The following is a 22,907-nucleotide window of genomic DNA, read 5'->3' as shown; positions in this document are numbered from 1 at the left end:
CGCCAACCCCCGCCGCCATCTCCACCCCCCCCCCCCCCCCCCCCCCCCCACTCCCCCCCCCCCCCCCCCCCCCCCCCGCTGCCGCGCCCGCGCTCACCGGCACCCGCGGGATGCGCGGTGCCCTGGCCCAGGGGACGGCGCTGCTGGTGGCGTTGGCCTGTGTGGCCCTGTTGGCCGTCGGGTCGCTGGGAGTGGGCGTGGCGGATCTGGACGCGAATGTCCTGCTCAACTCGCGGATCCCACGCACGTTGGCGCTGGTGCTGGCCGGCAGCGCGTTGGCGGTGAGTGGCCAGATCATGCAGTTGTTGACCCGTAACATCTTCGTCGAACCCTCCACCGCGGGGACGATGGAATTCGCCACCGCCGGGCTGCTGGCCAGCGCCCTGTTCTGGCCCGGCGCCCCGATGATCGTCAAGATGTGCTTCGGTGCCGTCGCCGCCCTGCTGGGCACCGCGATCTTCCTGCGGATCATCAACGCCATCCCGCTACGCGACATGCTCGTCACCCCGCTGGTCGGGATGATGTTGGGTGGCGTGGTCAGCGCCGGGGTGACCTTCGTCGCCTACCGCACCGACCTGCTGCAGTCGATCAGCTCCTGGACGACGGGTGACTTCTCCGCCGTGCTGGCCGGGCGCTACGAACTGCTCTGGATCGCCGGCGGGCTGACGCTGCTGGCCGGGCTGCTGGCCGACCGGTTCACCGTCGCCGGCATGGGTGAGGCCTTCACCACCAACCTGGGGCTGGATCACCGGCGCACCGTGCTGATCGGGATGGGCGTGGTGGCCGTGGTCAGCGCCACCGTGGTGGTCACCGTCGGCGGCCTGCCCTTCCTGGGGCTGGTGGTGCCCAACATCGTGCGCACCACGATTGGCGACAACTGCCGGCGGGCCGTGCCGTGGGTGGCGCTGCTCGGTGCCGGCTTCGTGTTGGCCTGCGACCTGGCCGCGCGGCTGGTGGTACACCCCCATGAAATGCCGATCGGCACCGTGATGGGCGTCGTCGGCGCCCTCGCATTCCTGACAATCCTGTTGCGGGGCCGACGATGAAGGCCCAGACCACGTTGGCCCCGGTGGCGGAACCGACGACGCCCCCTGCGTCCGGGCGCCACCGGATGCGGCCCTCCGTCGGGCTCCGGCTGGCCCTGATGGGGCTGGTCGCGCTGGCCGCCTGCACCGGATACCTGCTCTACCAGCTGCCCTGGGGCGTCGACTTCCTGGTGCAACGACGGCTGGTCACGCTGGGCACCATGTGCGTGGTGGCCGTCGCGATCGGGGTGGCGACGGTGCTCTTCCACACCGTCACCGCCAACCGGATCCTGACCCCGTCGATCATGGGGCTGGACTCGCTCTACGTCGCGCTGCAGACCGCATCGGTCTTCTTCCTGGGCACCATCGGGTTCGGTGAGGCGACGCAGTACCTGATCGTGCTGGCCTCGATGGTCGGCTTCGCGCTGCTGCTGTTCACCATGATGCTGGTCAAGCTCAACCGATCGGTGACCCTGATGGTGCTGGTGGGTGTGCTGCTCGGCGGTCTCTTCCGTGGCCTGTCCACCTTCATGCAGCGCTTGCTCGACCCCGATGCCTTCCAGGTGCTCAGCGACCGGATGTTCGCCGACTTCACCGGCACCCGGCCGCAGTTGCTGGGCATCTCCGCCGTGATCGTGGCGCTGGCCACCGGTTTCGTCTGGCTGCGGCGACGCGAACTGGACGTCGTCGCCCTGGGCCGCGATGTCGCGATCGGTCTGGGCGTGAACCATCGCCGGGCCAGCCTGGTCAACCTGGTGGTGGTGGCGCTGCTGGTCGGCACCGCCACCGCACTGGTTGGCCCCACGATGTTCTTCGGTCTGCTGGTGGCCCACCTTGGCTACCGGATGATCGGCAGTCACCTGCACCAGGCCACCCTCCCGGCCGTCGCCCTGCTGGGCATCATCACCCTGGTGGGTGGGCAGGTGCTCTTCGAGCGGGTGCTCGGCTTCGAGGGCAGCTTGTCCATGGTCGTCGAATTCGTCGGCGGCATCACCTTCCTCGTCCTCTTGCTCCGCAGCTCACGTGCCGGGAGGCCCGCATGATCATCACCGACCACCTCCAGGCCAGGTACGGCAGTACCGTCGTCGTCGACGACGTGACCATCGAGATCCCCACCGGTGGAGTGACCGCCCTGGTGGGGCCCAATGGAGCCGGCAAGTCCACCCTGCTGGCGATGATCTCCCGGCTACTGACCCCCGCCTACGGCCGGGTCCTGGTGGATGGGCTGGACGTGGCCACCACCCCCGGCGACGAGCTGGCCCGCAAGCTCGCCATCCTGCGACAGGACAACCACCTGGCGGTGCGGCTCACGGTGCGAGACCTGGTGGCCTTTGGTCGCTACCCGCATTCCAAGGGGCGGCTCACCGTGGCCGACCGGCAGCAGATCGAGGCCGCGCTGGACTACCTGGACCTGACGCCGCTGGCCGACCGCTTCCTGGACGAGCTTTCCGGAGGCCAGCGGCAGCGCGCCTTCGTGGCGATGGTGCTGGCCCAGGACACGGACCACATCCTGCTGGACGAGCCGCTGAACAACCTGGACATGAGCCACGGGGTGCGGATGATGCGCCAGCTGCGCCGCGCCGCCGACGAGCTGGGCAAGTCGATCGTGGTGGTGCTGCATGACCTGAATGCCGCCAGCGTCTATGCCGACCACATCGTGGTGATGGCCGACGGCCGGGTGGTGGCCGCCGGCAGCCCCGCAGAGATCATGCGCGAGGACCTGTTGGAGGAGGTCTTCGCCCTGCCCATCCGGGTGCGGGAGATCGACGGCCAGCTGGTCGCCCTGCACTATGCCCGATGATCCGGCCCCTCATGAGGCCGTATTCCTGGTTCTAAGAAATCTGCCAGAAAGACCCAGAAAGCCCCATCGGGAGTCGCCATATTGATCGTTCAATATGGCTGTGGCTAAGTGTATTGCAGGCGTTCACGGGGCTGGCATCATGCGGCCATCCGACGTTCAGCTGATCCTCATAACTTCCTCGCTTGTGACGAATCCCGCTATTCCGGGTCTGTCCGTACCGGCTGATCTGGGCGAGCCTGCACGACGCAAGACCCGCACCGACTGGCGCCAGGTGGCGCTGGCCGCGCTGCTGATCGGCCCGAACCTGCTGCTGCTCATCCTGTTCACCTACCGCCCGCTGATCGACAACATCCGGTTGTCCTTCTACGAGTGGAACATCTCCTCACCCAAGGCGACCTTCGTCGGGCTGGAGAACTACGTTGAGTGGTTCACCGCCCGGGAAACCGGTCAGATCGTGTGGAACACGGTGGTCTTCACCGCTGCCACAGTCCTTGGCTCGATGGCGCTCGGCTTGGCTCTGGCCCTGCTGCTCGACCAGAAGCTGCGCGGCCGCGGGCTGGCGCGCTCGATGGTCTTCGCGCCCTATGTGATCTCGGGTGCGGCCGTCGGCGTCGCCTTCCAGTTCGTCTTCGATCCTGGCTTCGGCCTGGTGCAGGACCTGCTGCGCCGGGTGGGACTGAGCGCGCCGAACTTCTACCAGGAGCCCCGTTGGGCCCTCGCGATGGTCACCCTCACCTACATCTGGAAGAACCTCGGCTATGTCTTCGTCATCTACCTGGCTGCCCTGCAGGGGCGTCGCAGCGATCTGGATGAGGCCGCCGAGATCGACGCCACGCCGGCCTGGCGACGCTTCTGGCGGATCACCCTGCCGCAGCTGAAGCCCACCACCTTCTTCCTCTCGGTGACCGTGCTGCTCAACTCCTTCCAGGTCTTCGACGTGATCAACGTGATGACCAAGGGCGGCCCGCTGGGCACCGGCACCACCACCATGGTCTTTCAGGTCTACCAGGAGACCTTCGTCAACAACCGGGCCGGCTATGGCGCGGCGGTGGCCACCATCATGTTCACCGTCGTCCTGCTGATCACCGTGCTGCAGGTTCGGCTCCAGGACAGGCAGGACTGACATGGCTTCCACTGCAACCAGCCGCACTCTCGGCCTTCCTCCCACCCCCGGTACCCAGGTGGCCGGCGAGGTGCCCCTCACCTCGGCGCAGCAGAGCCGACGTCGCCACGGCGACCACGCCGGCGGCGGGCTCGGCAAGGTCTTTGGCTACCTGGGGCTGCTCGGCGCGATCGCCATGGTGGCGGTGCCGATGTACTTCATCGTGATGGCCTCGCTGAAGACCCACGGCGACATCTACTCCAACCCGATCAGCTGGTGGCCCAATCCGCTGGCGCCCGAGAACTACTCGACGGTGATCGAGTCGATGAAGTTCGGCAAGTACCTGCGCAATTCCATCATCATCACGGCGTCGCTCACCATCATCGAAGTGGTGCTGGGCATCCTCACGGCCTACGGCTTCGCCTTCCTGCGCTTCCCTGGCCGCGGGCTGCTGTTCATCCTGGTGCTGGCCTCCCTGATGGTCCCCAACCAGATCACGATCATCTCCAACTACGCGCTGGTGGCTGGTCTGGGCTGGCGCAACACCTTCCAGGGGATCATTGTGCCGCTGGCGGGGGTGGCCTTCGGCGCCTTCCTGATGCGCAACCACTTCCTGGCGCTGCCCAAGGAGATCCTGGAGGCCGCGGAGATGGACGGTTCGGGCTTCTGGCGCACCCTATTCAAGGTCGTACTGCCGATGTCCTGGCCGACGGTGATCGCCTTCACCCTGATCACCATCGTCACGGAGTGGAACCAGTACCTGTGGCCCTTCCTGATCGCCGACACCGACGACGTGGCCCCGCTGCAGATCGGCCTGACCCAGCTGCAGAACAACGAGGGCCTGACCAACTGGGGCCCGGTGATGGCCGGAACCCTGATCACCACCCTGCCCATGCTCGTCGTCTTCCTGCTGATGCAGAAGCAGATGATCAAGGGCCTCACCGCCGGTGCCGTCAAGGGCTGACCTGCCCCGGCACCACACCCCCGCGCCCATCCCTGGGCACCCCCCCCGCATGCCCCACGGTGTGCACAACGAAACGGAGAAGCCATGAACGAGCACAAGATCTCACGCCGCGGCGTGCTGGGCCTGGCCGGTGCCGGCATTGCCGCCACCGCCCTGGCGGGTTGCGCCGGTACCGGTGGTTCCAGCGACGACTCCGCCAGCGCGGGTGGCGGCCAGACCAGCGACGGCACCATCCAGTTCTGGTCCAACCACCCCGGCGGTTCCAAGGAACTGGAGACCAAGCTGATCGGTGAGTGGAACAAGCAGAACCCCGAGCACAAGGTGAACCTGGTGGATGGCGGTGCCAACTACGAGGAACTGGGCCAGAAGTTCAACGCCGCGCTGGCCGGCGGCGCCCTGCCCGATGTGCTGGTGGCCTCTGATGTCACCTGGTTCAACTTCGCGCTCAACAAAGCCACCACCCCGTTGGACGACATCTGGAAGGAGGCGGGAGTCAAGCCCGACACCTACGTCGACACCCTGCGCGAGGACTACGCCTTCGGTGGCAAGCACTACGGCATGCCCTACTCCCGCTCCACCTGCCTGATGTACTTCGACACCGACGCGCTGAAGGAGGCGGGCCTGCCGACCGACCGTGGCCCCGAGACCTGGCAGGAATTCGACGAGTGGGCTCCCAAGCTGGTCAAGGCCAAGGGCGGCAAGCCGGCCCTGATCGTGCCGGACGGCTCGGACTACCTGGACTGGTACTTCCAGGGCATGATGTGGACCTTCGGCGGCGCCTACTCCCGGGAATGGGAGGCCACGTTCACCGACGAGAAGTCGATCGAGGCCGTGAAGTTCCTGGCCGACCAGGTGGCCAAGGGGCACATCGCCATCGCCAAGGATGCCTCCAACACCTTCGGCATCGGCGGCGCCGCCGGCCTGCTGCAGTCCACCGGATCGCTCGGCGGCCTCACCACGGCAGCCAAGGTCCCCTTCATCACCACCTTCCTGCCCGGCCCCAATCCCGGCTGTGCCACCGGCGGCGCCGGCCTGGCCGTGCCCAATGGGATCAGCGACGAGCGCAAGTTGTGGGCGGTCAAGTTCATCGACTTCCTGACCAGCACCAAGAACACCATCGAGTTCACCCAGAAGACCGGTTACATGCCGGTGCGCAAGGACGCCCTCGACGACCCCACGGAGAAGGCCTACCTGGCGAAGAACCCCAACGCCGAGACCGCCATCAAGCAGCTGCACGAGAACACCAAGTCGCAGGACTACGCCCGCGTCTTCGTCAGCGGCGGAGGTGCCCGGATCGGTGGTGCGCTGGACCGGATCTGCGTCGGCAAGCAGGACGCCGCCAAGGTCTTCGGTGAGCTGCAGACCGAAACCCAGAAGATCATCGACCGCGACATCAAGCCGAAGCTCTGAGTTCGCTTCCTCGTCGTCGAAATATCCACCCAGAAGAAGGAAGACCATGGCCACCGTCGAGTTCCGTCAGGCCTCGCGCATCTATGACCCCGCCCAGGCCCCGGCCGTCAACCGGGTGAACCTGTCCGTCGAGGACGGCGAATTCCTTGTCCTGGTCGGCCCGTCGGGCTGCGGCAAGTCCACCACCCTGCGGATGCTGGCCGGGCTGGAGCCGATCGACGAGGGCAGCGTGCTCATCGACGGCGTCGACGTCAGCGAGAAGCGGGCTCGGGACCGCGACGTGGCCATGGTCTTCCAGTCCTACGCGCTGTACCCCAACATGACCGCCCGGCAGAACATGGCCTTCGCCCTGGAGAATGCCAAGCTGCCCAAGGCCGAGATCACCCAGAAGGTGGAGCAGGCCGCCAAGGTGCTGGAGCTGGAGCCGCTGTTGGACGTGAAGCCCGGCCGGATGTCCGGTGGCCAGCGCCAGCGGGTGGCCATGGGCCGCGCCATCGTGCGTGATCCCAAGGTCTTCTGCATGGACGAGCCGCTGAGCAACCTGGATGCCAAGCTGCGCGTCTCGACGCGCGCCCAGATCGCGGCGCTGCAGCGTCAGCTGGGCGTGACCACGGTCTACGTAACGCACGACCAGACCGAGGCGATGACCATGGGTGACCGCGTCTGCGTGCTCAAGGACGGTGTGCTGCAGCAGGTGGATTCACCCACCCACCTGTACGAGCACCCGGGCAACACCTTCGTCGCCAGCTTCATCGGCTCGCCCGGCATCACCCTGATCGAGAGTGTCACCGTCCAGGATGGTCGGGCCGCGATGGGGGAGGGGCGCCGGATGGATCTGGGGCTGACCCGGGAGCAGGCCGCCAAGGTTCCCGGCAGCGTGATCGCCGGGGTTCGTCCCGAGGCCTGGGAGCTGGTGGCCGAGGGCGTGGACGAACGGGCCAGCGTGCCGATGAAGGTGGCCCTGGTGGAGCACCTCGGCTCGGAGATCTACCTCTACTGCGAGCCGCTCCAGACGCCCGACAGCACCGCCACGATTCGTGGTGGCCGGGTGGCAATCCACGCTGACAAGCGCTTCGAGGTGGAGCAGGGCGCCGTGGTGCACGCCCGGCCGCGGCCGGGGGAGGCCACCTTCTTCCACCCCGAGAGCGAGATCAACCTCGCCTACCTCTGAGGCAGGCTTCCGAGCGGCAGCCGTCTCACGAGTGCGGCCCGCGGTGGTTCCGAAATTCGGCCTCCAGATTCGGCCTGGATCATGCGCCCCCGCCTGTGTGGTGCTTCCAGGATCGAATCCGGAGGTCGTTTTTCGGAAGTGGTCGGGCGTCCCGATGGTCGTCGAGTCTCGATCGCAATATCTGCCACAATCTAGTAAACGCTCAATATTGGTAGATATGCTGCAATCCAGCCGACGCCGTCGTAGCCCCAGCCATGCTCGCCGTTGAAGGCGTTGACCGGCATGAGTTCCACCAGGTCGATCCTGAACGCTGCCGCGCGGGGACCCGTGCGGCTGAGAGAATCACCGGGTGAAATGGACGTCGGGCGAGCGAGCGGGCATCGTCCCGCGCGCGCTGAGGGTGGTCTTGTGGCTGGTCATGCTGGGAATCCTGGCCTGGCTGGCGCGCACCGGCGGCGACTACCAGGACGGCTGGTGGGGCAGCAGTCCCAGCTGCATCACCCAGGGAACCTGCACCCCGGGGACGCTGCGTGCCGCGCGGCAGCGGTTGTGGCTGGGCGCCGGTCTGGGTGGGCTGCTGGCGCTGGGCATCGTGCTGCTGAACATGTACCTGCTTCCGGCTCGACGAGTCTCCAACCCGTTGGCGCCATGGCGGGCCCTGATCCTGTTGGTGGTGGTTGCCGCGTGCGGTGCGGCGCTCGGTTTGGGCTGGATCTTCGCCGGTCTGGTGATGGGTATCCAGGCAGCCGCGCTGTGGCTGGTGATCAGCTCGCTGCTGACCGCCCGGGCGCTCTACCTGACCACCCGGGAGGTGGAGCGACCTCGTCGCCACTATCTGATGCAGGTGCTCTCCGTGCCGCTGATGATCGTCCTGCTCTTCCTGTTGCAGGTCGTCGTGGGCTCGCAGCTGCACGTGCCCTTTGGGCTGAGTCTGGTGCTGCTGGCCCTGGGGTGGGCCCTGTTCACCTGGCTGTCCTTCCGCTGGACGGGTGGGCGAATGGATCGGCCAGCGTCAGGCTCGGTACCGCCCTGGAATGGACACCCCCAACAGCCGTGGTGATCACCGTCTGAAAGAGTCTGGCGCCGTCTACCCCAATCGGTAGACAGCGTCAGATTGTGCCATCAGTGGGTCAGCGGCCCAGCAGGAAGTCGACGGCCTGCTTCGCGCCCCAGCCCTCGGGGTGCTGGTCCAGCAGCCGCTTGGCGCCCGTGACGTCCTGGCCGAGGGTGATGCCGGGCGCCTCGTGGTAGCCGTCCTTTCGCTGCTGGCCCAGGCCGATGTTGGCCATCAGGCAGTTGCACAGGCACTTGCGGCCCTCGGTGTCCTCGATCCTGCCGCCCTTCTTCAGGTAGGCGTCGATCGGTTCGGAGGCGCAGCGGTAGCCGATCGAACCGTTCTCCCGCTGATAGGGCTCGCGCAGGTAGGACAGGTCGCACAGCCGCGGCCGGGCCTGGTAGACCTCGACGTCGGACAGGGTGCCGGAGACCTGGGCGATCTTGAAGGGGAAGCCGGTGGGGGAGGCGCGCGGGTCATTGCGCACGTCCAGCTCGTCGCGCGAGAGGTCACTGAGCATCTGGTCGCGCAGGTCGTCGCGCATGCCCGACTCCTTGGCCAGGGCGAAGACCGTGCCGCACTGCACGCCGACGGCGCCGGCATCCAGGGCCTCCTGCACGCGCTCCGGCTCGGAATAGGCGCCGGCCATCCAGAAGGGTGAGCCGACGGCGGCCATCTTCACCAGGTCCGCGATGTCCTTCTCGCCGTAGATCGGGTCGCCCTGGTCATCCAGGTTCATCCTGCCGCGCGGGGGAGCGGAGTGGCCGCCGGCCACCGGGCCCTCGACGACGAAGCCGAAGGGCTTGATCTTCTCGTCGCGGTTGAGGAAGTTGGCCAGCGAGTGCACGGAGATGATCGCCAGGAAACGCGGGGTGGGCAGCGGCTCCATCGGGCCGCCCAGCACCGACGTCGGGTCCACCTCGTCCCAGACCGCCTCGCCGCCGTCGACGTCGACGTGCACACCGCCGGGCCGTCCGGCGGACAGATCACGCAGCAGCTGCGGGATCTCGCGCGGGATGCCGGCGCCCATCAGCACGTAGTCGACGCCGGCCAGCACCGCACCCAGCGCGGCGGTCGGGGTGGCCATCTGCACCTTCTCCAGGAAGTTGATCCCCACCAGGCCGTCGTGGCCCTCCTTGGCCAGCCAGGTCTCACAGAAGTTGGCGGCCACGCACAGGTCGATGACGCTCTGCTTCGGGTTGACCGTGATCGTGTCGTGCGGGCGGTAGGGCGCGCCTTGGCGGCCTTCCGGCTTGTAGAACTTCTCCAAGATCCGCTGCGCGACCTCTTGGTTGGGGAAGTGTTCCAGCGCGCGACGGTAGTGCCCGCCCGGATCCCCGTCCTGCAGCGTGCGGGCCAGGACGGCATCCAGCGCCGTGCCGGAGACGACACCCAGCTCGCCGGCCAGGCTGACCTCGCGGGCCAGCTGCCAGGACGAGACGGCGATGCCCATGCCGCCCTGGATGACGGTGGGAAGGGGGCGGTCACTCATCGGGACTCCTCTGGGGTACGCGTCCGGAACTTACGGGTGCGTAACCTACGCTACCGTAAGGTTTCTGCACTCGGCTGGTCAGATTCACAGCGCTGCTTGGCCCTGGGCGTGGGAATCCCACAAAGCCGGGGGCTCGATCGGGGAGTCTGCGGGAGTCTCGAAGATCTCCAAGACAACGCCATACGAGGCAAGCGAACGGCCGGGCCGCTCAGTGCTGAGCGGCCCGGCCGTCGTCGTCCAGTTGGTCAGAGGGAGGTGTGCATCGGGGTCGACGGCTCATAGGCGACGTCGGCGAAGACCTCCCGCAGCTCCATCCACCACTGCTCCAGCGGGCGACGGAAGGTCGGATCCACGTGCTCCATCATGTGCGCCAGTGGCTGCTTGGCCACCGCACCCTCCTGCAGCCCGATGTACCAGGACTCGCAACGCTTCGTGGCCCAACCCTCGTCCAACAGGTTCAAGGCATTGGAGACCAGTCGGGTGGCCAGCAGCCGGTCGAAGGGAGTCGGGGCCCCGCCCTGCTGGATGTGGCCCAGGATCGAGTGCCGCACGTCGAAGGTGTCCTTGCCCTCCTCCTCCAGCAAGTTGGCCAGGAATTCCGTGTCGTAGTGCTCGCTGGCGCGCTCATTGCGGATGGCCAGGAAGAGTCGCCGCCCACCCTCGAAGGAATCCCGCAGCCACTCCATGTCGTGGTACAGGTCTCCCAGGCTGATCCCGGTCTCGTGCAGATAGACCCGCTCCGCACCACCGGAGATACCGCTCATCAAGGCCAGGTAACCGCAGTAACGGCCCATCGTCTCCACCACGAAGGCCCGCTTGGTGGCCGATCCGGACAGCTTGATCCGGTCGATCGCCTCGACGATGACGTTCAGCGCGGTGTCGGCGCCGATCGCCAGCTCCGAGCCCGGGACATTGTTGTCGATGGTGGCCGGCACGCAGACGATCGGGATGTTGAAGGCCGGGTAGCGGTCCTTCTCGGTGTGCAGCATGTGCGCCGCCTGGTAGGCATTCCAGCCGCCGATCACCAGCAGGGCGTCGACGTCATTGTCCTCGAGCGACCGGCTGATGCCGTACAGGTGCTCCAGTGGGGGGATGGTGCGGCGGGTGCCCAGCTCCGCGCCGCCCTCGCCGGTCCAGCCCTCGACGTCGTCCCAGGTCAGCTGTTCGATCTGGCCGTCGCGCATCCCGACGAAGCCATTGCGCACGCCCAGCATGGTGTGGCCGCGGCTGATCCCCAACCGCACCGCGGCCCGGGCGGCGGTGTTCATGCCCGGCGCCAGGCCACCGGCGTGCACGATCGCGATCCGCTTGGCACTGGATTCTGGATTCACCCGGCTGGGTTCGGCCAGCTCGTGGAAGATCTGCCGCATCTCGGTGAAGGAGCCGCCGCGCAGCTTCATCGCCGCATCGAAGTCCTTGCCTTCGATGAGTTCCGGCACGCGACGGGTCTGCTTCACGGCCTCCATCAGGTCAACCCCCACCACCCGGTTGCCGCGCAGCGCCATCACCAGGCCGGGGCTGTCGGGAGTGGCGGCCAACACCGCCTTGGCAGCCTCGTGGCCCAGCCAGGTGGAGGCCCAGCGGTCATAGGCGCTCGGGGTGCCGCCGCGCTGCACATGCCCCAGGATGGTCACCCGGGCATCCTCGCCCAGCCGCTCCTCCAGCGTCTGGCGGACGTATTCACTGGTGATCGGGTTGCCGTCGCCATCCTGGGCACCCTCCGCCACGATCACGATCGAGTCCCGCCGGCCGGCGTCGCGGCCACGCTTCAACTCCGCGCACATCCGATCCTCCCAGCCCTCGGCCGGGGGATTCTCCGGGATCAGGCAGTAGTCACAGCCGCCCGCCACCGAGGCCATCAGCGCCAGGTAGCCGCAGTGCCGGCCCATTACCTCCACCACGAAGGAGCGCTGGTGGCTGGCCGCGGTGCTGGCCAGGTCGTCGATCGCGTCGACGATCCGGTGCAGGGCCGTGTCCGCGCCGATCGTCATGTCGGTCCCCACCAGGTCATTGTCGATCGAGCCGACCAGACCGGCGATCATCAGCGTCGGGTGGGCATCGGCCTGCTCGCGGGTGATCCGTCCGTCGGTGGCCAGTTCGTCGAGCAGGCTGGACCACTCCTGCCGGAAGAGATCCAGACCGCTGAGCGACCCGTCGCCACCGATCACGACGAGGTGGTCGATGCCGTGGCCGATCAGGTTGGCGGCGGCCTTCAGCCGGCCCTCGCGCTCCCGGAATTCCTTGCTGCGAAAAGTCCCGATCAGGGTGCCGCCGCGGTGCATGATGGAGCCGACATCATCCCAGTCGAACGGCTTGATGCCCTCGCCGCCGTCGATCATGCCCTGGTAGCCCTCGTAGATGGCATAGGGCTGGGCACCGAGTTGGATCGCGGTGCGCACCACGGCGCGCACGGCGGCATTCATGCCCTGGGCGTCGCCGCCGGAGGTCAGGATGCCCAGCTTGACGGGGGGCTCGGAGGGCTGCTGGACGGGGGTATTGATCACATCGGTGCTCACCACTCCATTCTTGCCGCACCGCACCGGCGGATGAATGGCCGGGGCAATGAGTTGCCCGGAAATTCACCCATGAGCGGGCCCTGGGGACGCCCGACGGCCACCCCGGAAGCGTGGGTCGGTTGTCCAGTTCCGAGAATTGACCGCCAGATTGGCCGGCTTCTTCGATGCCACGTGGGCGGAGCGGGACCAGCCCGAATCTGGCGGTCGGTTTTCGGAATCGGGTATCGGTCAGAGCGAATGGGATGCTGGATCCATGGGCGCGATCAGGGAACTCGACAACGAGACGGGGCTGGTGGCCTTCTGCTTCGGGCTCGCGGGGGCCCCGGGCATGTCCGGCTCGGGGTTGGTGGCGCTGCTGGGGGTCTTCGGCAAGTCTCCCGCTGCTTCCCGGAGTTTGATCGCTCGGCTTCAGCGCCGCGGCGTGTTGGTGGGGCATCGCTTCGGACGCAACACCCACTACGTCCTCGCAGGGGCCACCGCACACCAATTCGGCCTGCTGCGCGATCGCGGAGTGGGGCTGGCGAGCGAGCACGACGACTGGGACGGGTGCTTTCGCGCCCTGTTCTTCCATGCCCCGGAGAAGCGGCGCGTCTGGCGGGACCAAACGCGCCGGGTCGGGGTGGCCCATGGCTTTCGGCTGTTGCGCCCCGGCCTGCTGGTGCATCCCAGACAGGGCGTCGACGAACTGGCCGCCCACCTCGCGCCGGCGCCAGCCGGGGCCACCCTGCTAGCCGCGCAACTGCAGTTTGCGAGCGCTGACGCTCGCCAGCTGGTGCGCGATCTCTGGGAGCTGGACGACCTGGCCGTGCGGGTGAGCGCTGCCAGGGCCGAGCTGGTGAAGCTCGGCGCGGCGCCGAGGGAGCCGGGGCGAGATGACCTGTTGCGTTATGCCGGGGCCATGCGGCCGGCCTACTTCTGTCTGTTGCTCACCCCCGCCCTGCCGTCGGAACTCCTGCCGACCGACTGGCCGATGGCGGATCTGCTGTCCGCCCTCGCGGGGGTGCACCAGACCTGGACGCCGGCGATGGTGGCCGTCGCCCAGGGGGTGGTCAGTGCTGCTTCGTCTCCATCTGCTTCGTGATCATCGACGAGACCAGCGTGGCGATCAGGGTGGTGCCGACGAAGAAGGCGCCGGCCATCGCGGCGGCCCTGCCCGTCGAGGCATCGGCCAGCTGCTGCCAGGTGAAGAAGGCGATGATCGCAGCGATCACACCGGCGGTGAGTCCATTGACCAGGTTCTTGCTCATGGCTGTGTCCCTTCGAGAAATGGTGTCGCGACTTGGCACGAACGTACATAACAGCGGTATCAATACATCGACGAGAAGTGACCTCCATCACAGAGTTCACCTGCTCGTCACCCAGCTTTGCGGGTTGCCGGCCGGGGCCGCGGGAGGCTGGGTAGGGTCGGGTCAAGCTCGAGCGACGGGAGGCCCGAAGGTGCAGTGGAAGAAGATTGTGGTGATCCTGCTGGGCGTTGCCCTGGCCGCGAGCTTCGGCTTCGGCGCGGTTGGGGCCTCGAGCCCCCCTCGGCCCAGCACGCCGGAACTCCTGGCCAGTTATGACCAGCAGGCGATTGGCTACTGGGTCAGTGGCCGCAGCTCGTCGCCGGCGCTGGCCGACGCGCTGAAGGCGTCGCGGGAGAGCTTCGTCGGCAACGGGATCAGCATCGTCCAGGCCGATTCACGCAGCGTCGCGGTCTCCGAGAGTGAGCAGGGCGACCGGTGGGAGGTGCGCGCGAAAGTCAACACCAGCTGGGTGCTGCGCCAGGACTCCACCGGACGCCAGGAGACCAGTACCTCCACTGACGACCACCGGCTGGTCTACGACCGCGACGGCGAGCTGGTCAGCGACGAGTTCGTCCAGGGCTGAGCTCAGTCGCTGCCGGCGCCCAGCAGCTCGTCGACATAGCACCAGCGCCAGGATTCTCCCGGCTCGATCGAACGCATAGTCGGGTGCCCGGTCTCCCGGTAGTGCCGGGTGGAGTGCATCCCCACCGAGGAATCACAGCAGCCGACGAAACCGCAGGTCAGGCACAACCTGAGATGCACCGGGTCGGTGCCCTCCGCCTCGCACTGGGCGCAGAAACCGGCCGTCGTGGGCTCCACCGAGCACGGTGAATCCGCCAGGTGCTGGCAGGGGGAGTCGGGCAACGCGGGTCGCAGTGGGGTGTTGCGCACCTCGTGAGCCACCTCGGTGTAGCGCAGGATGCTGGCCTCCTCCATGTCCAGCGCATTCAGCACCTGGCCCAGCACCTCGTGCTCGGCCTGGCCGGCGTCGCGCATCCGCAGCACCTCGGCGCGCTCCGCGGTGATGGAGGCCTGGCGCAGCCGACGCCAGCTCTCCGAGGGGGTCTCCACATCCTGTTCCGGCCGGCCCAGACGTTCCCAGATCGAATTGATCCGCCGCTCGCCCTGTTCCTGGATCCGCTGGATGGTGTCGGCGTCATTCGGCCCGGCCTCGGCGCGGGCTCGTTCCAACCCGGCGGCCACGGCGTGCTGGTAGATGGTCGCCTCCTGCAGGGTGTCCTCCCGGGGGTCGGGGCCGTGGATGCCGATGTTGCGGGCGATGATCGGCAGCGTCAGGCCCTGGATCAGCAGGGTCCCCATGGTCACGGCGAGGGCGATCAGGATCAGCACCGAGCGGTAGGGGGTGTGCTCGGGCAGGGTCAGGGCGGCAGCCAGGGTGACCACGCCGCGCATCCCCGCCCAGGAGATCACCGCGGATTCACGGGCCGGGGTGGTCTGCTGCCGCGGCCCGATGTGCACCAGTAGCCGGGTGCCCAGCACCCACACCACGCGGAGCAGCATCACCGTCGCCAGCGTGGTCAGGCAGACCAGCAGCACCCGACCCACCGTGAGATCGCTGCCACGCGCATTGTCCACGATGCTGCGCACCTGCAGGCCGATCAGCAGGAAGACCGCGTTCTCCAGCAGGAACTGCACGGTGTGCCAGTTGATCTGCTGCGCCAGCCGGGTCTGGCCGGACTGGATCACCGGTGAGGCATTGCCGATCATCAGCCCGGCCACCACCACGGAGAGCACCCCGGAGCCGTGCAATTCCTCGGCGGGCACATAGGCGACGAAGGGCACCAGCAGGCTCAGCGCGGTGGAGGTGGCCGCATCGTCGGTGAGCTTGAAGCAGAGGTTGGCCAGCTTGGCCACCACCAGACCGACGACGATCGCCACCACGACCGCCTGCAAGAAGTCCAGCAGCACGGTGCCGACGGCCACCGAGGCGCCCATCGCCGCGATCGCGGTGCGCAGGCTGACCAGGGCGGTGGCGTCGTTGACCAGACTCTCGCCCTCCAGCACCGCGACCACTCGTCGGGGCAGGCCGATGGAGCGGGCCACGGCGGTTGCCGCCACGGCATCCGGTGGAGCCACCACCGCGCCGATCGCCAGGCTCGCCGCCCAGCTGATCCCCAACATGGCGTGCACCACCGCACCCACGCCCGCCGTCGTGAACAGCACCAGCCCGATGCTCAGCCAGCCGATCGCCGAGGCATTGCGTCGGAAGTCCACCAGTGAGGTGGTCACCGCCGACGCGTAGAGCAGCGGCGGGAGGGCGCCGACCAGGATCACCTCGGGCGACAGGTGCGGCTCATGGATGAAGGGCAGGTAGCTGCCCAGGAGGCCCACCAGGATCAGCACCAGCGGCGCATTCAGCGTGAAGCGCCGGCACAACGCGGTGACCGCGAGCACCGTGACCAGGAAGGCGGTGACGCCCAGCACGAGGTGTTCCATGTCACCGATTCTGTCAGGCGCGTCCCGCCCTGTTGACCCCTGGAATATTCATCGGTACTATTTCGATATAACGATGACGCATCGAGAAGGCTCGTCGAGTAATCCGGGCCCGATGCGTCGGGATGAGCCAGCCGGGCTCGTCCCCCAAGAACCCAAGGAGAACACCCATGAAGAACCTCATGAACCCGAACGAATTCGACGGACCCCAGGGTCCGCGCGGCGGCCGCGGCCGTCACCACGCCCGTCGCGGCGGCCCCGGTTTTGGGGGGCCCGGCTTTGGGGGGCCCGGCTTTGACGGGCCCCGGGGTGGTCGCGGCGGTGGCCGTCGTGGCCCGGGCCGTGGCCGCCGGGGGGATGTGCGCAATGCCATCCTGGCGCTCCTGGCCGAGGCCCAGCTCAACGGCTACGGCCTGATCAATGGCATCGCGGACAGGACCAATGACCTGTGGCGGCCCAGCGCCGGCTCGATCTACCCGGCCCTGGGACTGCTCACCGACGAGGGCCTGATCGAGCCCACCGAGGCCGACGGCAAGAAGGTCTTCCGGCTCACCGAGGCGGGCCGGGCCCACGTCGCCGAGCACGCCGAGGAACTGGCCAACCCGTGGGACAAGGTGGCCGAGCCGCATCGGGGCTTCCTGGACGTGCAGGGAGACATGCACCAGCTCGGCATGGCCGTGCAGCAGGTGGTGGTCACGGGCGACGCCGATCAGGTGGAGGCCGCCCGCAAGATCCTGGAACGCGCCCGCAAGGACGTCTACCGGCTGCTCGCGGGCGACGCCCCGGCCGAGTGATGGGTCCCGGGCGGACGAGATCTGAGCCGGCCCTTCGCCGTCAGCGAGCCGAGCGCCGAATGATCTTGGCCGCCTCCCGGGGCCGGACCTCATACTCGTCCAGCTCGTCCAGCGCGATCCAGACCGGCTCGTACTGGTTCTCCGCGCTGGCTCGCCCCTTCTCCGGCCCGTCGCCCAGCCGGAGCTCGCCGCTGGTGCGGGTTACGGCGTAGAAGAACTGGGTGCGGCCGTCGTCGGCGAAGTCGTCCAGCAGTTCGCCCACCTCGACGGACAGGTTGACCTCCTCCAGCAGCTCACGGATGCAGGCCTGCTCGGGGCTCTCGCCGGGCTCCACCTTGCCGCCGGGCACGACGAAGTACTCGTCATGCGGCTTGGTGCGCTTGATCAGCAGCACCCTGCCGTCCTGGATCAGGACTCCCGCGGCCCGGTCCAGAACGGCGTCGGTGTCCTTGTCGTGCTTGCTCACGGGGCCAGCCTCTCCTTGTTCCAGCGACCCTGATCGTCCAAGGTGTAGCGCAGCCGGTCGTGCAGGCGGGAGGTGCGGCCCTGCCAGAACTCCCAGACATCGGGCACCAGCCGGTAGCCGCCCCAGTGCTCGGGACGCGGCGGGTGGATCCCGTGCTTGGCGGAGATCTTGGCGGCATTGGCCACCAGCACGCCGCGGTTGGCGATCACCTGGCTCTGCGGTGAGGCCCAGGCGCCAATCCGGGAATCCACCGGGCGCTGGTGGAAGTACTCGTCGGACTCCTGGGCGCGAACCTTGACCACCGCGCCCTCGATCCGCACCACCCGGTCCAGCTGCGGCCAGTGGAACTGCAGCGCGGCGAGGGGATTGGCGGCCAGTTCGCGTCCCTTGCGGGAGAGGTAATTGGTGAAGAAGACCAGCCCTTGCTCGTCGAAGGACTTCAGCAGCACCACCCGGGTGGATGGCCGCCCGTCGGGCCCCACCGTGGCCAAGGTCATCGCATTCGGGTCCAGGTGATCGGTGGTGCTGGCGTCCTCGAACCACGCCTCGAACTGCCCCACTGGGTTCTGGGCCGAACCGGCCTCGTCAAACTCCGCGCCCTGGTAGTCCCGTCGCATCCCACGAATGTCCATGGGCCGATCCTAGGCCCGTGCCCCGCCGGGGGTTCCGAGAATCGACCTCCGGAATCCGGCCCGGGGCCGAGTTTCGGCACCGCCGCCGCGGGAAGCCCCGCACGAGCCGAGATTCTGGAGGTCGATTCTCGGAAATCGGTGCGTCCAACCTTGGTGGAGGGTCGGTTGGTCCGGGGCCAGCGGGCCGTTGGGCTTCTGACCCGGGCTGCCGTGGCCGGCACCCGCCGGTTTGACCCGCGCGCGATGGGCTGGGAGCGTGGCGCCATGCCCGTCGCTGATTTGGAGTCCCTGGCCCGTACCTGGTACCGCGAACTGCTGGAGCCCACCTTTCCCGCCGATGAACTCGTCCTCGAGGACGACTTCGTCGCGGCCGTCCGCACCGGGGAGGTGCTGATCCACACCACGGGCGACCAGGCACATCCGGATGGAATCGCCATCGCCGAATACTTCCATGAGTCCGGTGTGCTGTTGTTGTCCTGGCTGGCGGTGCGACCCAGCGCCCGCGGTGGCGGTGTCGGCCAGCGGTTGCTGGCCGAGGCATTGCAGCGCTGGCAGACGGAGCTACACCCGGCGCTGGTGCTGGGGGAGGTGGAGCATCCGGGCAGTGTTCCCGCGGACCAGGCACACGGCGATCCCGTGGCCCGGCTGAGGTTCTACGAGGCCTTCGGTGCCCGGGCGATCAACCTGCCCTATGTGCAGCAGCCCCTTCGCCCCGGCGGAGCCGCCCTGGAGCACCTGATGCTGGTCGCCTTCCGGGTGGAAGGCCGGGGCCCTGGGGAGCGGATCGATCGGGAGCCGCTGCGCAGCTTCCTGCTCTCCTACCTCCCCGGCCGGGAGCGGCCCTACGACAGGATCTTCGATGCTCTGGCCGCCGCCGGTGACCAGATCGAGGCCATCGGCCTGAGCTCCGAACCTGCCCAGCTGCCGAACCCACCGCGCCGCTGACCACCCCTTTCCACCCAGCGCGAAACCGATCGCTCGGGCTTGGCTGGCCGCAGGGACGGCTGGTTCGGTGGAGGCATGCTCGAAGCCGTTGCACGGACCGCCGAAGGAAAACGACTCGCCCAGTCGGCCAGCCAGGATTCGGCCTGGCGTCGCTGGGGCCCCTATGTCTCCTCCCGCCAGTGGGGAACCGTGCGGGAGGACTACTCCGCCGACGGTGCTGCCTGGGCCGACTTCCCCTTTGACCAGGCTCACACCCGGGCCTTTCGCTGGGGCGAGGACGGGCTGGGTGGCATCTGCGACCGCTACGGCTTCCTCAATCTGGCGGTCGCCCTGTGGAATGGCCAGGATGACCGGCTCAAGGAGCGGCTGTTCGGGCTGACGGGGCCGGAGGGCAACCACGGCGAGGACGTCAAGGAGTACTACTGGGCCTTGGATGCCACCCCCACCCATTCGTGGGCGCAGTGGCTCTACCGCTACCCGCAGGCGGCCTTTCCCTACCAGCAGTTGCGCGATGCCAATCGCGAGCGCGGCTATGAGCTGGACGAATACGAGCTGTCGGACACCGGAGTCCTTGACCAGAACCGCTTCTTCGACGTCACCGTCAGCCACGCCAAGGTGGATTCCGCCGATCTGTGCGTCGTCTACGAGGCCACCAATCACGGCCCCGAGGCCGCCCCGCTGCACCTGGTGCCGCAGCTGTGGTTCCGCAACACCTGGGCCTGGGGACGGGATCGTCGACGCGCCTCCATGCAGGAATGCCTGGACGCCGACGACGGCCACGTGAAGGTGAGCGCTGAGCATGCCTGGCTGAACCGCTACACCCTGGCCGCGGAGGGTTCCCCGCGGGTGCTGTGGTGTGACAACGAGACCGACGAGGTGGCCGCCTTCGGTGCGCAGAAGAACTCCCGGCCGCACCCGAAGAGCGCCATCGACCGGGCGATCGTGCATGGGGATGACTCCCTGCTCAGCCCCGATCCGAATGGCACCAAGGTGGCCTTCGACTACCACTTCGAGGCCGTCCAGCCCGGTGAGACGGTGCGGGTGCGGCTGCGGCTGAGCGCCGGTGAGGGGCCCGAGGATCCCTTCGGCGGCTCCTTCGACCAGGCCATGGTGACCCGCAAGGGTGAGGCCGACGAGTTCTACGCCGCGGTGATCCCAGCGGACACCAGCGACGTCGACCGGCTGGTGGCCCGGCGCGCCTTCGCCGGGTTGAACTGGGCCAAGCAGCTCTACCGCTACTCCGTCCGGGAATGGCTGGAGGGGGATCCGGCCGGTCCGCAGCCCCCCAGCCAGCGGCGGGCGCCGGAACCGGTGGGGCGCAACACGGCCTGGCAGCACCTGGACCTGGCCGACATCATCTCCATGCCCGACGACTGGGAGTACCCCTGGTTCGCGTCGTGGGACCTGGCCTTCCACGCCGTCGCGCTGGCCCACATCGACCCGGCCTTCGCCAAGCAGCAGTTGTTGTTGATCTGCCGCGAATGGGCCCAGCATCCCGACGGCCAGCTGCCCGCCTACGAGTGGAGCTTCTCCGACGTGAACCCACCGGTGCACGCCTGGGCCGCGTGGCTGGTCTACCAGGCCGACGGCGCCAATGACACCGACTTCCTGACCCGGATCATGAGCAAACTCCTGCTCAACTTCGGCTGGTGGGTCAACCGCAAGGACGAGGCCGGCAACGAGCTCTTCGAGGGCGGCTTCCTGGGGATGGACAACATCTCCGTCTTCGACCGGTCCAGCCAGGTGCCCGACGGCTGGCGCCTGGAGCAGTCCGACGCCACCAGCTGGATCGCCTTCTTCTGCCTGCGGATGCTGCGCATTGCCGAGGAGCTGGCGCTGACCGTGCCCGCATGGGGAGACGTCGCCACCACCTTCCTGGAACGCTTCCTGTCCATCTCCCAGGCGGTGGAGAATTTCGGCGGCGAGGGCCGCAGTTTGTGGGATGAGGACGACGGCTTCTTCTACGACATCCTGGTCAACGACGACGGCGTGGTGGATCCGGTGCGGGTGCGCTCCCTGGTGGGGCTGGTGCCGCTGCTGGCGGTCTCCAATGCTCCGATGGACCTGGCCAGGAATGTGCCCGATCTGGAGGAGCGGCGGATCTGGCTGGTGCGCAACCGGCCCGACCTGAGCCGCTACCTGCTCAGCGAGGCGGGCGAGGGCGACGAGGAGGGCACCACCAGCCTCTCGCTGGTGGACCGGGAACGCTACCCGCGGATCCTGCAGCGGCTCTTCGACACCAACGAATTCCTCTCCGACTACGGCATCCGCTCCTTGAGCGCCGCCTATCGGGAGGGTCGCCAGCTCGATCTGGTGGGCCAGCAGCTGCACATGCAGTACGTCCCCGGCTATTCCGCCGACGGCATGTTCGGTGGCAATTCCAATTGGCGCGGCCCCATCTGGTTCCCGCTGAACTGCCTGCTGGTCGACGCCCTGCGGACCCGCGCCGAGGGTGTGGGTGGACAGCAGGAGGTGGAATTCCCCACCGGCTCGGGTCAGCGAATGACCCTGGACGAGGCCGCGCACGCGATCGAGCAGCGGCTGCTGGATCTCTTCCGGCCCGGGCCCGACGGCCGTCGCCCCGGCGCGCAGCGGGATCAGCCGTCGGGTGAGCTGTGGGACAGCCACCCCGTCTTCAGCGAATTCTTCAATGGCGACGACGGCACCGGGCTGGGCGCCTCCCACCAGACGGGCTGGACGGCGATGGCGGCTCACCTGATCTGCCACCGCCCGAAGAAGGACCCCGATCGGGTGGTTCCGGAGGCGGCCACCCACACGCCGGTGACGACCGACCAGGCGCCACCAGAGAATCACTGAGCAGGGCGGGGGACCGTTTGCGGCGGCACTTGGCATTTGGTTTCCGGGGGCGTTGCTGAGAAAATCTCACTTACACCCCTTTCGGATGGAGACCCGTGACCCTGCACTTCCGGCGTGCCGCAGCGGCTGCTGCTGGTCTGGCTCTGACGGCCACCGCCCTGGTTCCCAGCCCCGCTGCCGTCGCGGCACCGGCGTCGGGTGAACCGGTCGTCGGGATCCCGCAGCCGTGCGTCGCCCAGCACCCGTACCCCGTCGGCGCCAAGCCGGCCGAGGTGAAGAAGCAGCTGGCCGCGAACACCGGCATCCGACTGGTTGGCGGCTGGTGGGACGACGCCGAGTACGCGCCACTGGTGCGGATCGTCTGGGAGACGCTGGATGGGCTGAGCTGCACCGGCTATGTGAGCACCATCAAGGCCAACAACAAGAACTTCACCCTGGCCGCCGCCCCCACCCGCAGCTGGGCCTGGGGCGACTGGGGCCTCACCCGCCCCGGTGCCGTCACCCTGGACTTCAAGAAGTGGCAGGAGGCCTACCGGGCCGGCGACCAGGGCCGGCTGGTGCGGATCCTGGTGCATGAGATGGGGCACGCCTGGTCCCAGACTCCGCAGGCCGCGGCCAGCTACAAGACCTTTGCGACGCTCTACCGCACTGGGGGGAACTTCGGCCCCTATGCCTACAACCAGAACGAGAACTTCAGCGAGGTCATCGGCTACTACGTGTCCCGCTGCGCCACGGGCAATCCCTATGACGACAAGAAGTACGCGCCGTACTACGCGCTGGTGAAGCAGGGCGTCTTCAAGGGACGCGAGTTCGGCCCGGCCCCCGGCACCAAGCCCACCTGCTCCGTGCCCGGGCCCGGCGCCAAGGCCGTGACCAACACCCGGGTGCAGCGCGTGCTCAAGGAGAACCTGGACCGCTGATTCGCGGGCCGTTCACCCGGGCGCTTGCCCCGGGGGCAAGAATGGGGAGTGCCCGACA

The 22,907-nt window shown here is 68.0% G+C and carries 20 protein-coding genes; 14 read left to right on the top strand and 6 right to left on the bottom strand.

What is annotated here, in order from left to right; genetic code table 11:
* Positions 1-110: 110 nt before the first annotated feature.
* The 8 genes from AAEX57_RS07480 (at position 111) to AAEX57_RS07445 (ending at position 8,533) form a co-directional block, all read left to right on the top strand.
* Positions 111-1,046 (top strand): ABC transporter permease, encoded by a 936-nt coding sequence (locus AAEX57_RS07480; protein WP_342091719.1) that lies wholly within the window; start codon positions 111-113, stop codon positions 1,044-1,046.
* Entirely contained in the window at positions 1,043-2,068 is a 1,026-nt protein-coding gene (locus tag AAEX57_RS07475) for an iron chelate uptake ABC transporter family permease subunit (RefSeq protein WP_342091718.1), read from the top strand. The genes AAEX57_RS07480 and AAEX57_RS07475 overlap by 4 nt, the downstream gene beginning before the upstream one ends.
* Positions 2,065-2,826, top strand: coding sequence for an iron ABC transporter ATP-binding protein (locus AAEX57_RS07470; protein ID WP_342091717.1), 762 nt, complete (start codon positions 2,065-2,067; stop codon positions 2,824-2,826). Before AAEX57_RS07475 ends, AAEX57_RS07470 begins: the two co-directional genes overlap by 4 nt.
* Positions 2,827-3,010: 184 nt before the next feature.
* Positions 3,011-3,949 (top strand): carbohydrate ABC transporter permease, encoded by a 939-nt coding sequence (locus AAEX57_RS07465; RefSeq protein ID WP_342091716.1) that lies wholly within the window; start codon positions 3,011-3,013, stop codon positions 3,947-3,949.
* 1 nt (position 3,950) lies between these two features.
* Positions 3,951-4,892, top strand: coding sequence for a carbohydrate ABC transporter permease (locus AAEX57_RS07460; protein WP_342091715.1), 942 nt, complete (start codon positions 3,951-3,953; stop codon positions 4,890-4,892).
* Positions 4,893-4,976: 84 nt separating this feature from the next.
* Complete coding sequence (locus AAEX57_RS07455; protein WP_342091714.1) at positions 4,977-6,302, top strand: ABC transporter substrate-binding protein; 1,326 nt, start codon at positions 4,977-4,979, stop codon at positions 6,300-6,302.
* 46 nt (positions 6,303-6,348) lie between these two features.
* Entirely contained in the window at positions 6,349-7,473 is a 1,125-nt protein-coding gene (locus AAEX57_RS07450) for an ABC transporter ATP-binding protein (protein ID WP_342091713.1), read from the top strand.
* A gap of 349 nt (positions 7,474-7,822) precedes the next feature.
* Positions 7,823-8,533 carry a hypothetical protein gene (locus AAEX57_RS07445; RefSeq protein WP_342091712.1) on the top strand — a complete coding sequence of 237 codons (711 nt, stop codon included), beginning with the start codon at positions 7,823-7,825 and terminating at the stop codon, positions 8,531-8,533.
* A gap of 70 nt (positions 8,534-8,603) precedes the next feature.
* Here the strand turns inward: AAEX57_RS07445 and AAEX57_RS07440 are convergent, their stop codons facing one another.
* Positions 8,604-10,019, bottom strand: a complete 1,416-nt coding sequence (locus AAEX57_RS07440) for a nitronate monooxygenase (RefSeq protein WP_342091711.1) — start codon at positions 10,017-10,019, stop codon at positions 8,604-8,606.
* Positions 10,020-10,264: 245 nt separating this feature from the next.
* Positions 10,265-12,535 carry a 6-phosphofructokinase gene (locus AAEX57_RS07435; RefSeq protein ID WP_342091710.1) on the bottom strand — a complete coding sequence of 757 codons (2,271 nt, stop codon included), beginning with the start codon at positions 12,533-12,535 and terminating at the stop codon, positions 10,265-10,267.
* 253 nt (positions 12,536-12,788) lie between these two features.
* Between AAEX57_RS07435 and AAEX57_RS07430 the strand changes: the two genes are divergently transcribed.
* Entirely contained in the window at positions 12,789-13,616 is an 828-nt protein-coding gene (locus AAEX57_RS07430; protein ID WP_342091709.1) for a hypothetical protein, read from the top strand.
* Here AAEX57_RS07430 and AAEX57_RS07425 read toward each other — a convergent pair.
* Complete coding sequence (locus tag AAEX57_RS07425; protein WP_342091708.1) at positions 13,585-13,782, bottom strand: hypothetical protein; 198 nt, start codon at positions 13,780-13,782, stop codon at positions 13,585-13,587. The two genes, AAEX57_RS07430 and AAEX57_RS07425, sit on opposite strands and share 32 nt — an antisense overlap.
* A 190-nt stretch (positions 13,783-13,972) precedes the next feature.
* On the opposite strand from AAEX57_RS07425, the gene AAEX57_RS07420 reads away from it, so the two are divergent.
* Positions 13,973-14,404, top strand: a complete 432-nt coding sequence (locus tag AAEX57_RS07420; RefSeq protein ID WP_342091707.1) for a hypothetical protein — start codon at positions 13,973-13,975, stop codon at positions 14,402-14,404.
* A gap of 2 nt (positions 14,405-14,406) precedes the next feature.
* Here AAEX57_RS07420 and AAEX57_RS07415 read toward each other — a convergent pair whose 3' ends face one another.
* Positions 14,407-16,278, bottom strand: coding sequence for a Na+/H+ antiporter (locus AAEX57_RS07415; protein ID WP_342091706.1), 1,872 nt, complete (start codon positions 16,276-16,278; stop codon positions 14,407-14,409).
* Positions 16,279-16,445: 167 nt separating this feature from the next.
* On the opposite strand from AAEX57_RS07415, the gene AAEX57_RS07410 reads away from it, so the two are divergent.
* Positions 16,446-17,069 carry a PadR family transcriptional regulator gene (locus AAEX57_RS07410; protein WP_342091705.1) on the top strand — a complete coding sequence of 208 codons (624 nt, stop codon included), beginning with the start codon at positions 16,446-16,448 and terminating at the stop codon, positions 17,067-17,069.
* Between the two features lie 40 nt (positions 17,070-17,109).
* Here AAEX57_RS07410 and AAEX57_RS07405 read toward each other — a convergent pair whose 3' ends face one another.
* Positions 17,110-17,535, bottom strand: coding sequence for an NUDIX hydrolase (locus tag AAEX57_RS07405; RefSeq protein ID WP_342091704.1), 426 nt, complete (start codon positions 17,533-17,535; stop codon positions 17,110-17,112).
* Positions 17,532-18,167 carry a pyridoxamine 5'-phosphate oxidase gene (gene pdxH / locus AAEX57_RS07400; protein WP_342091703.1) on the bottom strand — a complete coding sequence of 212 codons (636 nt, stop codon included), beginning with the start codon at positions 18,165-18,167 and terminating at the stop codon, positions 17,532-17,534. The genes AAEX57_RS07405 and pdxH overlap by 4 nt, the downstream gene beginning before the upstream one ends.
* Before the next feature lie 264 nt (positions 18,168-18,431).
* Between pdxH and AAEX57_RS07395 the strand changes: the two genes are divergently transcribed.
* The 3 genes from AAEX57_RS07395 to AAEX57_RS07385 all read left to right on the top strand — a co-directional run bounded on the left by AAEX57_RS07395 (position 18,432) and on the right by AAEX57_RS07385 (position 22,849).
* Positions 18,432-19,112 (top strand): GNAT family N-acetyltransferase, encoded by a 681-nt coding sequence (locus AAEX57_RS07395; protein ID WP_342091702.1) that lies wholly within the window; start codon positions 18,432-18,434, stop codon positions 19,110-19,112.
* A gap of 75 nt (positions 19,113-19,187) precedes the next feature.
* A complete protein-coding gene (locus AAEX57_RS07390; protein WP_342091701.1) occupies positions 19,188-21,929 on the top strand; it encodes an MGH1-like glycoside hydrolase domain-containing protein in 2,742 nt (913 codons plus the stop codon).
* A gap of 95 nt (positions 21,930-22,024) precedes the next feature.
* Complete coding sequence (locus tag AAEX57_RS07385; RefSeq protein ID WP_342091700.1) at positions 22,025-22,849, top strand: hypothetical protein; 825 nt, start codon at positions 22,025-22,027, stop codon at positions 22,847-22,849.
* The last annotated feature ends 58 nt before the right edge of the window (positions 22,850-22,907 follow it).

The sequence above is a fragment of the Luteococcus sp. H91 genome (assembly GCF_038433135.1).
Classification (GTDB): Bacteria; Actinomycetota; Actinomycetes; order Propionibacteriales; family Propionibacteriaceae; genus Luteococcus.
The sequence above is the reverse complement of the archived record's forward strand: the minus strand, read 5'-3'. Positions and strand labels throughout refer to the sequence as shown.